Origin of the sequence: Hymenobacter sp. B1770 (assembly GCF_049896385.1) — a bacterium.
In the GTDB taxonomy this organism is placed as follows: Bacteria; Bacteroidota; Bacteroidia; order Cytophagales; family Hymenobacteraceae; genus Hymenobacter.
The window spans coordinates 1-12,524 of record NZ_JAFCUF010000017.1 but is presented as its reverse complement, the minus strand read 5'-3'; the positions used below and the strand labels follow the sequence as shown (position 1 = coordinate 12,524).

Annotated in this window: 13 protein-coding genes; 6 read left to right on the top strand and 7 right to left on the bottom strand. The window is 59.2% G+C overall.

Annotated features, from left to right (window positions below; all coding sequences use genetic code 11):
- Positions 1-15: 15 nt before the first annotated feature.
- Positions 16-1,293 carry a S41 family peptidase gene (locus tag ACP7AJ_RS20960; protein WP_426062178.1) on the bottom strand — a complete coding sequence of 426 codons (1,278 nt, stop codon included), beginning with the start codon at positions 1,291-1,293 and terminating at the stop codon, positions 16-18.
- A gap of 96 nt (positions 1,294-1,389) precedes the next feature.
- On the opposite strand from ACP7AJ_RS20960, the gene ACP7AJ_RS20955 reads away from it, so the two are divergent.
- From ACP7AJ_RS20955 to ACP7AJ_RS20945, 3 genes are all read left to right on the top strand, one after another.
- Entirely contained in the window at positions 1,390-2,220 is an 831-nt protein-coding gene (locus ACP7AJ_RS20955) for a hypothetical protein (protein WP_426062177.1), read from the top strand.
- A 67-nt stretch (positions 2,221-2,287) separates the two neighbouring features.
- Entirely contained in the window at positions 2,288-3,262 is a 975-nt protein-coding gene (gene rlmF / locus ACP7AJ_RS20950) for a 23S rRNA (adenine(1618)-N(6))-methyltransferase RlmF (RefSeq protein WP_426062176.1), read from the top strand.
- Positions 3,263-3,376: 114 nt separating this feature from the next.
- Positions 3,377-3,883, top strand: a complete 507-nt coding sequence (locus ACP7AJ_RS20945) for a cold-shock protein (protein ID WP_426062175.1) — start codon at positions 3,377-3,379, stop codon at positions 3,881-3,883.
- An 86-nt stretch (positions 3,884-3,969) separates the two neighbouring features.
- Here the strand turns inward: ACP7AJ_RS20945 and ACP7AJ_RS20940 are convergent, their stop codons facing one another.
- Together ACP7AJ_RS20940 and ACP7AJ_RS20935 are read right to left on the bottom strand one after the other, a co-directional pair.
- A complete protein-coding gene (locus tag ACP7AJ_RS20940) occupies positions 3,970-4,266 on the bottom strand; it encodes a hypothetical protein (RefSeq protein ID WP_426062174.1) in 297 nt (98 codons plus the stop codon).
- A 114-nt stretch (positions 4,267-4,380) separates the two neighbouring features.
- A complete protein-coding gene (locus ACP7AJ_RS20935; protein ID WP_426062173.1) occupies positions 4,381-4,773 on the bottom strand; it encodes a hypothetical protein in 393 nt (130 codons plus the stop codon).
- Between the two features lie 699 nt (positions 4,774-5,472).
- Here ACP7AJ_RS20935 and ACP7AJ_RS20930 point away from each other — a divergent pair.
- The gene (locus tag ACP7AJ_RS20930; RefSeq protein WP_426062172.1) at positions 5,473-5,742 is read left to right on the top strand and encodes a hypothetical protein; all 270 of its coding nucleotides are present in this window, start codon (positions 5,473-5,475) and stop codon (positions 5,740-5,742) included.
- Positions 5,743-5,873: 131 nt separating this feature from the next.
- Here ACP7AJ_RS20930 and ACP7AJ_RS20925 read toward each other — a convergent pair whose 3' ends face one another.
- Positions 5,874-7,007: a putative sensor domain DACNV-containing protein gene (locus ACP7AJ_RS20925; protein ID WP_426062171.1), complete on the bottom strand. Its 1,134-nt coding sequence runs from the start codon at positions 7,005-7,007 to the stop codon at positions 5,874-5,876.
- Positions 7,008-7,365: 358 nt separating this feature from the next.
- Here ACP7AJ_RS20925 and ACP7AJ_RS20920 point away from each other — a divergent pair, with 358 nt between their 5' ends.
- The gene (locus ACP7AJ_RS20920) at positions 7,366-7,743 is read left to right on the top strand and encodes a DUF805 domain-containing protein (RefSeq protein ID WP_426062170.1); all 378 of its coding nucleotides are present in this window, start codon (positions 7,366-7,368) and stop codon (positions 7,741-7,743) included.
- A 140-nt stretch (positions 7,744-7,883) separates the two neighbouring features.
- Here ACP7AJ_RS20920 and ACP7AJ_RS20915 read toward each other — a convergent pair whose 3' ends face one another.
- From ACP7AJ_RS20915 to ACP7AJ_RS20905, 3 genes are all read right to left on the bottom strand, one after another.
- Positions 7,884-8,105, bottom strand: coding sequence for a PID-CTERM protein-sorting domain-containing protein (locus tag ACP7AJ_RS20915; RefSeq protein ID WP_426062169.1), 222 nt, complete (start codon positions 8,103-8,105; stop codon positions 7,884-7,886).
- Positions 8,106-8,163: 58 nt separating this feature from the next.
- Positions 8,164-10,779, bottom strand: a complete 2,616-nt coding sequence (locus tag ACP7AJ_RS20910; protein ID WP_426062168.1) for an ice-binding family protein — start codon at positions 10,777-10,779, stop codon at positions 8,164-8,166.
- 106 nt (positions 10,780-10,885) lie between these two features.
- A complete protein-coding gene (locus ACP7AJ_RS20905; protein WP_426062167.1) occupies positions 10,886-11,434 on the bottom strand; it encodes a helix-turn-helix domain-containing protein in 549 nt (182 codons plus the stop codon).
- A 386-nt stretch (positions 11,435-11,820) separates the two neighbouring features.
- Here ACP7AJ_RS20905 and ACP7AJ_RS20900 point away from each other — a divergent pair, with 386 nt between their 5' ends.
- Positions 11,821-12,468: a hypothetical protein gene (locus tag ACP7AJ_RS20900; RefSeq protein WP_426062165.1), complete on the top strand. Its 648-nt coding sequence runs from the start codon at positions 11,821-11,823 to the stop codon at positions 12,466-12,468.
- Positions 12,469-12,524: the final 56 nt, after the last annotated feature.

The following is a 12,524-nucleotide window of genomic DNA, read 5'->3' as shown; positions in this document are numbered from 1 at the left end:
GCCGCATCAAGGCTGCTATCGTTTGCTGCGCAGCAATTTTAAGGCTGTTTCCAAAGTTGGGTCGGGCGCAGCGGCTTTAGTGGGTGTGCCCGCTTTCAGGTCGACGTAAACGGGTGGGCGGAAGCTCTCGCGGGGTTGGCCATTTACGTGAAAAAGCCGCTCGGCAGGAATGGCAAAGCCGATGGCCGAGTGCGGCAGGGTATAAGAGTAGATGGCCCCGTTAAGCCGCGCCATCTCAGTTCCCACCACCGTGGCGCGCTGCAGCGCATCGAACCCAATGGCTAGGCCCTCGCCCATACTGCCCGTCCAGCGGCCCACCAGCAGCACCACCGGGGCGGTGTAGCGCGCGCCACGGGGCGCCACTAGCTCCAGCCAGCTGCGGCGCACGCCGGTCTGGGTTTCTTCCCTGGTTAGCTCGTGGCGCTGGTATGGGGCTTCGCTTTTGATGAATCGCCCCATAATGGCACGTGCCACGGTGGTGATGCCCCCGCTCGGAGTTTCGCGCAGGTCCAGCACCAGGCCTTGGGTATCCATCAGCGCCGTAAGAGCACTGTCGAACGACGCAATGAGGCCGTTGTCGCCCAAGCTGTTGTTTATTTTCAGATACCCAATACGGCCGATGCGGCGGGCTTCGAGACGGGCCGGGTAGCTGTTGCGCTCCAGGGCCAGGCCGGCCTCGTCGGGGTGCGCGGCGAAGACACGGCCACTGGCCAGCAGGCTCCAGGTGCGCGGGGTGCGGTGGTCGCCCGCCAGCAGCTGAAGCAGGGCAAAGTTGCGGGCGTCCGCATCGCTGCGGCGCAGGCCGGTGGGCAGGAAGGGACGCAGCGCATCGTCGATGCCAACCCCATCCACGGCCGTGAGTACCATACCGGGGCGCACACCGCTGCGCTCGGCCCCAAACCCGGGGCGCAAGGCCTGCACCACGGCCTGGCCGTTCACAAACTCGGCCCAGATGTCGGTGCCGGTGGGCACGAGGCGGCGCGAATCGGGGCGGTTGGTGCCCAAGCTCGCGTGGTTGTCATAAAGCTCGGCCAAGGTATTTTCGAGGAGCCGCACAAAAGCGCGACGGCTGCTCAGCGTGTCGAGTTGCGGGCGGTAGCGGGCACGCACCTGGTCCCAATCCGTTTGCTTGCTGGCGAAATAGCAGTAGTTGGTTTGGATGGTGTTCCAGAAAAAGTCGAAATCATGCTGGTATTGCTGGCGAGTGAGCGGGGGCTGCTGGGCTGCTACCGGACCTGGCGGCAACCCAAGGCCGAAGCCTCCAAAAAGCAGCAGCAGCATTCGTTTTTTCATGGTCGTAAATAAACAAGACTTTCGCGGCGAACCGATACTTTAAACTACAGCCATTGCAGGGAATCTAATTCCAGCCATTCCGGGTTAGGTTTGCTCATGAAGCATTTTCTACTTGCCCTGTTGCTGTGGTTGCCCTGGCCGTTGCAGGCCCTGATTCCGCTCGAGCCATTGCAGATTGCCGAGCAGTTTGTGGCTCCGGCTGGCTGGCCAGAAATGAAGGAATATTTATGTTGCGAAGCAGCGGGCCAAGCCAAACGCGAAACCCTGGGTCAGCAGATTCCGCGCCGGCTGCAGCGCGTGTGCCAGTTGGTGCAGCAGGGGCCCAGCACTGCCGTGGTGGCCGTGGAGCTCCGCGACTCCGTGGAGCGCAAAGACTTCTACCTGCATTTCACCAGGGAAGCTGGTGCCTGGAAACTGCTCGCCATCCGCAACTTGGCCATGACGCACCTCGGGCCGCCAATGGTGGAGCTGCTCGCGGCCATGTCTCCGGCCGAAGTAGCCGACTACGACCAGAAGCACCCCGACGCCAACCACGCTTTCACCCTGGGCAACCTCCGGTTGTGGACCAGCGCCGACGCCGACATCGCCGCGCACTTCGCTCGTAACCGGGACGACTTCCAGAAACTCCTACGCCTGGTGCAGGCTGGCAAGTACTTCATCCCGGCCCGCGCTGCAGAAACCGGCGAGAAAGCCGCCAACGCCAACCCGGCCGTGCACGCCCTGCTCCGCAAGCTGTTCCTGGCCCAGGTGACGCGCCGCGAAACCAACTGCGACAGCTGCCTGGAATTCGTCATTGGAGGCAAAGTGGACAGCACGGTAGGCCTACTCTACCAGCCCAAAGCCGCCTTGCTGCCACCCATGGACCCTGAGCATTTCATTGTACTCAAGCCGCTGGGCGATGGGTGGTACCTATATAAAACGGCCTAAGCATTTTCCTTACCGACTATGCCGCGGCCCTGGCCGGTACCTTTGCGGCCCCAATGCCTCTGCTCCCATGAAGACACCCCTGCCCGCCCCTGCCCTGGAGAAAGACCAACTGCACCCGCGCAACCCGCACCGCGCACCCTACGATTTCCCGCAGCTCAGTCAACGCAGCCCCGAGCTGGCGGGCTTTGTACAACCCAACCAATACGGCAACCTGTCGATTGATTTTGCGAACCCTGCCGCTGTGAAGGCCCTGAACCGGGCCCTGCTGCGGCAGTTCTACGGCATCGAGCACTGGGACATTCCGAAGGGCTACCTCTGCCCGCCCATCCCCGGCCGGGCCGACTATGTGCACTACCTGGCCGACCTACTGGCCGAAAGCAACGGCGGCACACTGCCGCCCAGCGAAGAAATAACCGTGCTCGACGTGGGCGTGGGCGCCAACTGCATTTACCCCATCATTGGGCGGTGCGCCTACGGCTGGCACTTTGTGGGGTCTGATATTGACGGCGTGGCCGTGCGCGCCGCTCAGCAGATTGAGGCCGCCAACCCTGCCCTGGCCGGCGCCATCGAGTGCCGCCTGCAGCCCGCCCGCACCCGCATTTTCGACGGCCTCATTCAGGCCGGCGAGGTGTTCGACCTCACCATGTGCAACCCGCCTTTTCATGCATCGGCAGCAGCCGCGGCGGCGGGCAGCCAGCGCAAGACCAGCAACCTGGGGACCGCACGCAACTCCCGCCCGGCCCTGAACTTTGGCGGGCAAAACAACGAGCTTTGGTATGAGGGCGGCGAGGCAGCTTTTATTCGCCGCATGGTGCAGGAAAGCGGCCGGCGGCCCCGCTCCTGCTACTGGTACACGAGCCTAGTATCTAAAAAAGAAACCCTGCCCGGCGTGTACCGGGCCCTGAAAACGGCCGGGGCGACCGATGTACGCACCATCGACATGGCCCAAGGGCAAAAAAAGAGCCGCTTGGTGGCCTGGACGTTCCTCTCCCCTGCCCAGCAAGCTGCCTGGCGAGCCGAGCGGTGGGCAACTATTCGTTAGCAGAGCCGAGGAAAGGAGCTTAATATTGCGTATCTTCGTAGTAATCCACTCCTCTGTTTTGTTCCTCTACTTCAATTAGGAAAAACAGATACAATGATTTAGCAGCACAAAACTATGGGTAGGTCACAAGAGACTTTTGGTAAAAAGGACAACGAGAAAAAGCGCGCTAAGAAGAAAACCGAGAAGGAAGAGCGCAAAGTTGAGCGCCAGGCAAATGCCAAGGCCGGCCAACCGCTGGAAGAAATGTTTGCGTACGTAGACGAGGATGGCAACATCTCCGCTACCCCGCCCGACCCCAAGAAGAAGCGCATCATCAAGGACGAGGACATCCAGATTGGGGTGGCCCGGCGCACCGATGACGACGACGACGACCCCGTGCGCACCGGCATTGTGAGCTTCTTCAACGAATCGAAAGGCTACGGCTTTATCAAAGACCAGACGACCCAAGAGAGCATTTTTGTGCACGCCAACGGCTTAGCCGGCGGCCCCATTGGTGAAAACGACAAGGTGACCTTTGAAGTAGAAATGGGCCCTAAAGGACCCAACGCTGTGCGCGTAAAGAAAGCCAGCGCTACGCCGCCTCCCGCGGCGCCAGCTGCACCGGCTGCACCGGCTGCTTAAATATTTGCTTAAGCACAAAAAAGAGGCGGACGCTCACTGAGCGTCCGCCTCTTTTTTGTGTGGCCTTGGACTGATGCTAGAAAGCGCTAGGCCTGGGTTTCGTCGGCCCCATCCATGGCGCTTAGGCTCTGCTCGGCGGCCGTGGCATCAGACGACGTGTCTGTAACTGTGGTGGTACTTTTGTTGCGGCGCTTGTTGAGGTAGCTCAGGCCGAGGGCCACGAGCGCCGCGCCGCCTACTACTTTGGAAGTGGTGCTCAGTCCGCCGATGCTGTTGGCGGTGCCTTTGCCCAGCTTTTTAAGCGACTTGGTGGCGCCGCCCAGGATGGAAGTTTTCTTACCGGCTTTGTTTTTCACAGCTTTGTTTTTCTTGTTCTTTTTCATAGCAGTTTGGGAAGGGTATGAGAATCTGTTTGTGGTACGAGCGAAACCGCTAACCGGTCGTTCGCCAGCCTTTGAAAATCATTGGGACCAGCACCGGGAGAAGCTGAGGTTCTTTTAGCTCTCGTGCTTGGCTTTGGGGGGCTTCCTGCTTTTTCGGGCGGCGCTGGGCTTGCCGGATGAGGCGGTTGGCTCATCTGCAGGGGCATCGGCTGCAGTTAGCCGGGCAAATTCGGGGCTGGGGGCTATTGGTGCGGCCTTCTTCTCCTCGGGTTTATCAGGCTTCTTGTTGTCGGCTTTGTCATCAGAGTCGAACTCCATCTTGGCTAGGTAGGTAAGGCCGGCGGCCAGCAGGGCAATGCCGCCCACTATTTTCTGGCCGGTGCTAAGCTTTTGCACCTCCTTGGTCACCTTCCGAAACTTGCGCACCGACAAGGCTGCGGCGTCCAGCAGGTCCTCCGACACTTCTTCTTTTAGCGAATGCTTCTTTTTCTTTTTGCCTTTGCCCATGATAATAGGAGGTAAAACCGGGTGAAGTGGAGGAAAGCCTTAAGCCGTTGAGCAGTGGGGTGCGGAACCGCCCCAACAGGTTAAGGTATTCGCAAGGCCGGCAGTTAAGGTTTCCTTTTACCCGAACTAGCTGAGTATGAATAATTGGTTGAGGCAGTTACGGTTTAGTTATCTAAGGGTAACTTCTCAACTTTGATGCCCGTGCTGCCGGAGTCGCTGGCAGCACCGGCGCATCGAGAAAATTGGGCTGGTGCGTTATCCGCGAGCAACTTAATCTGCCTTACCTGAGTGCACAGGGGTTGCTGCTAACTATAGATGCCGATATCGGGCGGAGCTTACTTTGCGCAGGTGATGCAACTTACTCCCTGTGCGGGCATGCAGCGCCGGGCATTTTCACCTGGCAACTAATCCTAATCGGATGAATGCTGGCCTTCGGCGGTAAACCTCATGAGTTTATAACGGGGGTAATGGGTCCTCCTTTTCAACTGACTTACTCATTCCCAATGATGCGTAAAACTTTCTCCCTTCTTCTTTTCGTGGGCCTCTCGTGTGGCACTGGGTATGGCCAAGCCCAGCGACCCAAAGCCAACGCCGCGCCTGCAGCACCCAAGGCGACAGCTGCAAAGGCTCCCAAGGCCGCCCAAAGTGAGCTGTATCAAAAAGTAGCTAGGCTCGACGCCGAAATGTTTGCCGCTTTCAATGCCAAAGACGTGGACAAGCTCATGTCCTACTTCGCCGAAAACCTGGAGTTTTACCACGACAAAGGCGGCCTCAGCAACTTCAGCCAAGGTAGCGGGCAGCCTGGCGGTGCACCCCATCAAAGACTACGGCGCCACCCACATCGGGCTACACCGCTTTTGCCACGTCGAAAACGGCAAGAACGACTGCGGCAACTCCAAGTTCGTGATGCCGTGGCAGCAGCAAGGCGACTCCTGGAAAATAACCCGCGTGGTGAGCTACGACCACTAGGCAGCTGCTCCCGCTAGTCTGTGACGGTTATTTGAACGATGTAGAGACGCCAAGTTTCGCGTCTCTGCATCGTTCTGCCGGTTCAAAGATGTAAAGCCACTTAAGTGCCTGTAGCGTCAGCGGCCGTGGCCTTACAGCAGCAGCACATCGATGCGGTGGGCATGCACCTGCTGCAGGGTTTCGGACCAGGCAAAGACCGTGAAAAAACCATCCTGAGAAGCCACCAGGGCTACGGCGTCGTGTTGGTCATGTACAAACTGGGCGGCGGCCAGGTGCCGGGTACCGCCGTTTTGGGCTGGGTGCAGGTGTACTGCTTCGCTCCCCACCACGGGCTCGGTGAGGAACAGCTTCTCAACGGGCGTACTGGCCGCGGCCCGGGTCACCTTGGCCCCGAAGGCCAGCAGGTGGTACTGCCGCGTAATCACGGTGGCACCATCGACGGCCGTGAAACCGCCCACTATGCCAATGCTACGACGCAGCTTTTCCTGCCACTTGCGCTTCGACTGGCCCGGCTTCTGCACGGTCGCGATGCCCTTATAGGCGGGCGCCACCGGGTAGGTAATAGGCTGAACGATGGACGCTTGCCACCCGTTCGACCCCGGCGGCACTACCAGCACCAGGCCCCCGCGGCCGTGTTCGCGCATGGCCGATGCCAGCTCCACCAGCACGTTGTCGGCTTCGCCGGTGGCAGCGGGCAGGCTTCGCCCTGGCAGGAAATCCCGCAAGGCCGGGCAGTCGCTCACGGCCTCGTTTTCCTCGTCCACCAGCTGCAGCTGGTCGCCGCGCAAGATGGCCACGTTCACAAACTTGCCGAAGCCGTCTGTGCGGCGGTGCTTCACCACTAGCAGGCCTGGCTCCACCACCTCCAGCACGAAGCACAGGGGCGGAATGGTGGTGGCTGTGCCCCACACGTAGAGCCCGTCGTCGTCGTGCCACACGCCCAGATGGATGCCGGGCGCCTCCACGGCGGGCGCCAGCTTGAGCAGGTTGTAAGGCGTGAAGCGGCGGCGCTGGCCCAATATCAGGGGCATTCGGGCCTGTTGGGGGGGCAGCAGCGCCAGCGAAATCCGGGGCGGGTGCCCCTCCTCCCGACGCAGGCTGGCCCAAAAAGCTACGTCGATGATGGCTTCTACCCACTGTGTTTCGGGGGGAGGCGCCAGCCGGGCTACGTCTTCGGCGTGGGCAGCGGCCCGGTGCCGGGCAAAGTGGGCTTCGACCATGGGCGCCACCATGCGCGCCGTGAGGTAAGTGGGTTCAGAAAGCATACTTCCCAATACGAAGTTTTGAAGAAGTAATCCGTAATGATGTCAGGCTGGGTCCAAGGCCTGAATTGAAATTAAATTTTTAGAACTTTACCTGGACAAGAGCCTAATTGGTCGCTAACTTTTCCCCAGCCTACTTCTTGTAGAATTGATATTTTCAGGCTCTGCATGAGAAATTTTATGCCCTCGTAGGCAATTACTGTTGTCAGCTTCTATCTTGTCAAATGTTTGGTATCAACATTAAAGCTCTATTGGCTTTTGCAGCTGGTACCGCAACAGCAACGTGGAGTCCAGAACCCACTTTAAAAAACGGGGCGTCACCGAAAAGCCTTACGATTAGGACCTGTCTACCCCCTTTTTGATGGAACAATATTTACAAGCACTCAAAAAATACGCTGTTTTTACCGGGCGTGCCAGAAGAAAAGAATATTGGATGTTCTTTCTGTTCCACATGTTGTTTGCCTTTGCCGCGGCAATTGCTGACAACGTACTGGGCTTTTCAATTGACGGCATAGGCTATGGCTACATCTACATGCTTTACACTTTAGCCATGGTCATTCCGGGCATAAGCATTGGGGTGAGAAGATTGCACGATATCGGCAAAAGTGGCTGGTTTGCGTTCATTGTACTCATCCCCCTCATCGGCGCCATCTGGCTGCTGGTACTGGCCTGCACCGAAGGCACGCGCGACGATAACGAGTACGGTCCAGACCCTAAAGCAACTGCATTCGCCTATTAGGCTTCTGTAGTACAAACGTAAAAGCGGCTGACACTCATGGAGTGTCAGCCGCTTTTACGTTTGTAACAAGTGTGAGAATGACCGTTCTAAGCACGGATAACGAAGAGAACGCCACTGTTACCAAGAATGGTGGGTGGTGCTTATTTGGAACCGCGCGCGAGGCGGCGTGCACGAATTTGTTTAACGCCGAAGGCCACGCCGCCGGCCAGCAGCAGCGAAACGCCGCCATCGATGGGCACCTCAGTTGGGTTGAGCGGGGTGCTTGGCGCCGGACCGCCCGAGCCGGGCTGGGCCAAAGCAGGTAAGATGGTCAACACGCACAGGGCCAGTAAGCGCGCTGCAGAAGCAAGAAATGATTTCATAAGACAGGTGGCTTGATGGGGATACGGGCCGGCTCCGCACTGGAGTCGGCCCGTTAAATTATTGAATCACGACGCGTTTGGCCAGCGTGGTAGCGCCAACCTGCAGGCGCAGGGTGTAGACGCCAGCGGCCAGGCCAGAGGCATCCACCGCAAGGCGGGCGCCCGAGGCAGCCAGTGCAGCCTGCTGGCGGTGTACTACTTGGCCCAACGTGTTGAGCAGGTCAGCGTGCACCTGCGTGGCCCCGGCGATGGCCGGCACGAGTACGGTGAAGGCATTGTGGGCCGGGTTTGGGTAAAGCGTTACCTCGGCGGCCGTCAGGGCCTGCGCATTGGCGAGGGCGGTGCGGGCGGTAAAGTGCAGTGTGAAACGGCCGGTCATCGAAGCGGAAGCTTGGGTGCTGATTACGCTAAACAAGTAAGCCGGCTGCAAACGCAGGTTCACGGTTAAACCTGTGGCGGCGTCGGTGAGCAGGGCATCAAGGTTAGCGGGCAAGTTGCCGAGCGTGGCGGCAGCCAGCGTGTAGGTGCCGGCGGCGGGCACACCCACGTTCAGAGCCAAGTTAGTAGCAGCCGTGAAGGCCGGGCGACCGTCAATGGCCAGGGCTTCGCTGGTAGCGGCTACGCTGGCCAGGTTCAGACCCGAGGTGTTGGGCAGCTTCAGGGCATCGTACTGGGCGTCGAAACCGGCGGTTGCGCCCGCTTCGGCATAGGCATAAAACATGTCGGTTGCGCCGTTGCTGGCCCGCAGCTCAAGTTGCACCAGGGGCCGGGCATCGGCCGTGGAACGCTGGAAGGGAGTGTTGTTGAGCGCAGTCAAGCGCTGGCTGTTGCGGAACGTGAGCGCAGCGCTGGTCTGGCCAGTGCTCACGCGGGCAAAGAAGCCCTGGGCCACGGGCAGCACAGGGTTACCGCCAATGCCGTTGATGTAGGCGCGGTACTGGCCGTTGTACTGGCTGGTGCTCTGGTACACGTAAATGGCACCATCCAGACCGGCACGGTCAGCGGGGGCCACTAAGCTATAGTCGAGCGGCGCGGGGTACGGATTGCCAACCAGCTGCCAGCCGGCATCGGCGTCGTTGGCCGAGGTGGCTGCGTTGCGGCTTAGGCTCAGGGTCTGGGTGCCGTTAGTGAGCAGGCCCGTAAAGTCAACCAGGGCTGAAGCGCTGATGTTGGCGATGTAGCCCCGGCCCACGGCCAGCGGCGAGGTCAGGCTAGCGGGTACCACAAACCCTTTGTCGAAAGCCGAATAATTGTTGGTAACCGTAGCCAAACGAGCTTGGTCGTAAGCATACACGGTGGGAAACGGCGTGGTGGTGGCCGGCGTGGCCGACGTGTTGTACACGCTGCCTTGGCTGATTTCGGGCGTGAAGCCGGCCGTAGTCAGGTCGCCTACTGTGCTGCCCGACACCGGGGTGCTGTAGTGGCGGTAGCCCAGGCCGCTGTTGGCCGAGGCGATGTAGCGCTGCACCGTGGCCGTGCCATTCACCACGCCCGTGCCGCTGTTGTTCACCAGGGCCGTGCCGGCTGCGTCGGAGAGCAGCGTCAGCGTCTGGCCATTGGTAGTGAGGTTGCCGTTGGCAGGAGCCAATACACCGCGGATGCGCACCGCGCCGCCCTGGATGGCGCCGCTGGGGTTGGCAATGGTCAGGCTCCACAATTGAGTGCTGCCGCTGCCGCCGAGGATTTGTGCTGACACTGCGCTGCTCAGGCTCATGGTGCCGGCCGTGGCACTGACGGTGCCGCTGTTGCTCAGGTTGCCTTTCAAGTCGAGGCTGCCTCCGCTTTGTGTGAGGCTGGCGCCGGTGCCGATGGTCAGGTTGTTAGCCGCCGCGTTGCCGGTGGCAATCAGCGGGTAGGGCGACGTGTTAGTAGGGATGCTGGCGTCCAGGATGCTGCTGGGCACACCGGCCGACCAGTTCGTGGCCGTAAACCAATCCGTGGTACGGTTGCCCAGCCAAACGGTGGAGGCGGCTACTGGAGCGGCCAAGAAGCTTGGGAGGGTGGCCGTGGCCGATGTCAGCGTAATGGCGCCTTCACGCGAAAGGCCACGGCCGGTCAGCTGAGCGCCCGCAATCATAATAATAGCTCCGTCAACCAGCAGAGTACCTTGCATCACTGAGTTTTGTCCCAGGGTGGTCAGTCCACCTATTTGCCAGTACACGTTGTTGGCATTAGCGCCCCTGATTAGCAGCACCTCCGAGTTCTGGGCCGTGGTTAGGGCGCCGGTTACCCGCAAATAAAACGTCGCGTTGGGGTCGTTGCCGCCATCCAGAATCAGCGTGCCGGCCAGGGTCGAAGCTCCGCCCACCGAGTAAGCTCCGGGAGCCATTGTCACGGCGGGAGTACCGCCAAACACAGCTACCGAGTTGTAGACGATTGCCGACATATGGCCGTAGGCGCCCTGAACTGCCGTAGCCGCTTGCGTCGAGCGAGTGTCGGCTACGTGAATGGTGCCGTTTACCACGCCCGGAGGAAACCCGTTGAAAGCACCTGCATTTGTCCCGATGTCGCCATTGATGACACTCGGGCCGTTGTTATCGATGGCACCAACCGCGGTAAACATCGCGAAGCCGGTCGCACTGCCCAAAGGCGGTGGCGTATTCTGGCCAAAGCTGCTGTGCGAAGAGCTCAGCAGCAAGGCAAAGGATAAAAGAACTAGTAAACGCTGTTTCATGCGGCGGAATTGAAGGATAAAGAGTTTTGCTTCCTGCAAAGCTCCCCTTCTTACGCCCCAGCTTCCTTACACAATTCGCACGATGATTTACATCATTCCCAATTGCTTAAACCGCTTTCCTCTTCCGCTTGAGTTGCTTAAAAAAGGTAGGTGTCAGCCCGGTCTCTTTTTTGAACTGACCGGAGAGATGCGCCACACTGCTATAGTTCAACTTATCGGCAATTTCCGTTAGGTTCAACTCGTCGTACAGCAGCAGCTCTTTTACCCGTTCAATCTTATGCCGGATGATAGAACGCTCGATGGTAACACCCGTGGCTTCCGAAAACAAAGTGGCCAACTGAGAATAGTCTCGCTTCAGCTGCTGGCTGATGTAGTCGGAGTTTTTCATTTTTGGCAGGGTATCGGCGTGGTGCACCAAGTCGACGATGATAGCCTGCACCTGCTCAATCAGCTCGCCGTGGCCCTTATCCAGCAGCTCTACGCCCAACTCTTGTAGTTCCCGCTGCAATTGGTCGTGCTCCTCGGGGGTTATGCTCTGCTTGAACTCCACCTCGCCTAAATCGACCTGCCCGTAATGCAGCCCCAGCTTGTCGAGTTTGGCTTGCACGTCCGCCTTGCAGCGCACGCTGACCATGTATTTAATGTATAGCTTCATAGAGAATGATGGGACGACAGAAGCAGCACTGCTTCGCCTGAAATACCCAGCCGCGTGGGCAGCCAGTGGCGGTGCGATACGAACGTTGCTGTAAACTATTGCCCAAATAAAGCGGAATGCCAAGTGGCATTATTGGAAACCATCAGATAAAAAAGTTGAGCGAAACGCAAAAGAGGCTGATGCTGCTAGAGCGTCAGCCTCCTCTCAACTCTGAACGCGCTACTCTACTTCACTGCTTACTATGTGGTCGTGCTCTGGAATTCAGGTCACTATTAGCTTGTTGCTGCCCCCTAAGTTATTCGGCTCAACCGGCAAGTACCTGCGCCGAACTTACTAGGGCCGATTAGGGGTTTGGGTAGCCGTCTGGCTTCTACACCAGCTTATCTATGAAACCATTTGTGGCGTGCGCCGCGCTTTGCTGGGGGCTGTTTGCAAGCGCTATGGGAACCGGCGGGCAACGCCCTGCCCTGCTACCGCTGCCTTTGGCTGCGCACGAGGGCTTTTTGGTGGTGAAAGAGAACGAAGCCTTCCTTGCCTCCGCGCAGGAGCTGGGCACTATTCGGGCAGGTGACGCCGGAGATGAGCTCGATTGCGACTACCTCACCTTGGTGGAGCAGGCCGCCGAGCAGGCCCGCCGCCTAGGGGCCAACGTACTGCGGATTTACGAGCACCGGCGCCCCGTGCTATGGGGCAATAATTGCCACCACATCCAAGCCAAAGCGCTACGAGTAATCGACCTGACGCCTTATGAGAAGGAAATACTGTGGCACCCCGAGCGCCACCTCCGGCAGGTTGACTTCAAAGCCCACACCGTGGGCCGGCCCTTCGACGCCGCTACCAGCAGCTTCCTTCGGTACCGGTATTTCAACCGTGCCCGGGAAGGCGTGGCGTTGGTGCGCATTGAAAACGTGTTCGACTGCCACCGCTCCTACTTTAAGGACGTTTCTAACGCGGCCTATGTCCTCGCCCACGAGCAGGCGCATTTCGATATCAGCGAAATCCATGCGCGCCGCCTAGGTTGTACGGACAATTAACGGAGCCAAAGCAAGGCAGAGACGAAATGGAGCATGCCTAAAAAGCTGCTGGCTGT

Bases quoted from the DNA above. Each gene is read 5' to 3' on its own strand.
- ACP7AJ_RS20900 (WP_426062165.1), top strand. From the start codon at position 11,821: ATGAAACCATTTGTGGCGTGCGCCGCGCTTTGCTGGGGGCTGTTTGCA.
- ACP7AJ_RS20905 (WP_426062167.1), bottom strand. From the start codon at position 11,434: ATGAAGCTATACATTAAATACATGGTCAGCGTGCGCTGCAAGGCGGAC.
- ACP7AJ_RS20910 (WP_426062168.1), bottom strand. From the start codon at position 10,779: ATGAAACAGCGTTTACTAGTTCTTTTATCCTTTGCCTTGCTGCTGAGC.
- ACP7AJ_RS20920 (WP_426062170.1), top strand. From the start codon at position 7,366: ATGGAACAATATTTACAAGCACTCAAAAAATACGCTGTTTTTACCGGG.
- ACP7AJ_RS20955 (WP_426062177.1), top strand. From the start codon at position 1,390: ATGAAGCATTTTCTACTTGCCCTGTTGCTGTGGTTGCCCTGGCCGTTG.
- ACP7AJ_RS20940 (WP_426062174.1), bottom strand. From the start codon at position 4,266: ATGAAAAAGAACAAGAAAAACAAAGCTGTGAAAAACAAAGCCGGTAAG.
- ACP7AJ_RS20925 (WP_426062171.1), bottom strand. From the start codon at position 7,007: ATGCTTTCTGAACCCACTTACCTCACGGCGCGCATGGTGGCGCCCATG.
- rlmF (WP_426062176.1), top strand. From the start codon at position 2,288: ATGAAGACACCCCTGCCCGCCCCTGCCCTGGAGAAAGACCAACTGCAC.
- ACP7AJ_RS20945 (WP_426062175.1), top strand. From the start codon at position 3,377: ATGGGTAGGTCACAAGAGACTTTTGGTAAAAAGGACAACGAGAAAAAG.
- ACP7AJ_RS20915 (WP_426062169.1), bottom strand. From the start codon at position 8,105: ATGAAATCATTTCTTGCTTCTGCAGCGCGCTTACTGGCCCTGTGCGTG.
- ACP7AJ_RS20960 (WP_426062178.1), bottom strand. From the start codon at position 1,293: ATGAAAAAACGAATGCTGCTGCTGCTTTTTGGAGGCTTCGGCCTTGGG.
- ACP7AJ_RS20930 (WP_426062172.1), top strand. From the start codon at position 5,473: ATGCCAAAGACGTGGACAAGCTCATGTCCTACTTCGCCGAAAACCTGG.
- ACP7AJ_RS20935 (WP_426062173.1), bottom strand. From the start codon at position 4,773: ATGGGCAAAGGCAAAAAGAAAAAGAAGCATTCGCTAAAAGAAGAAGTG.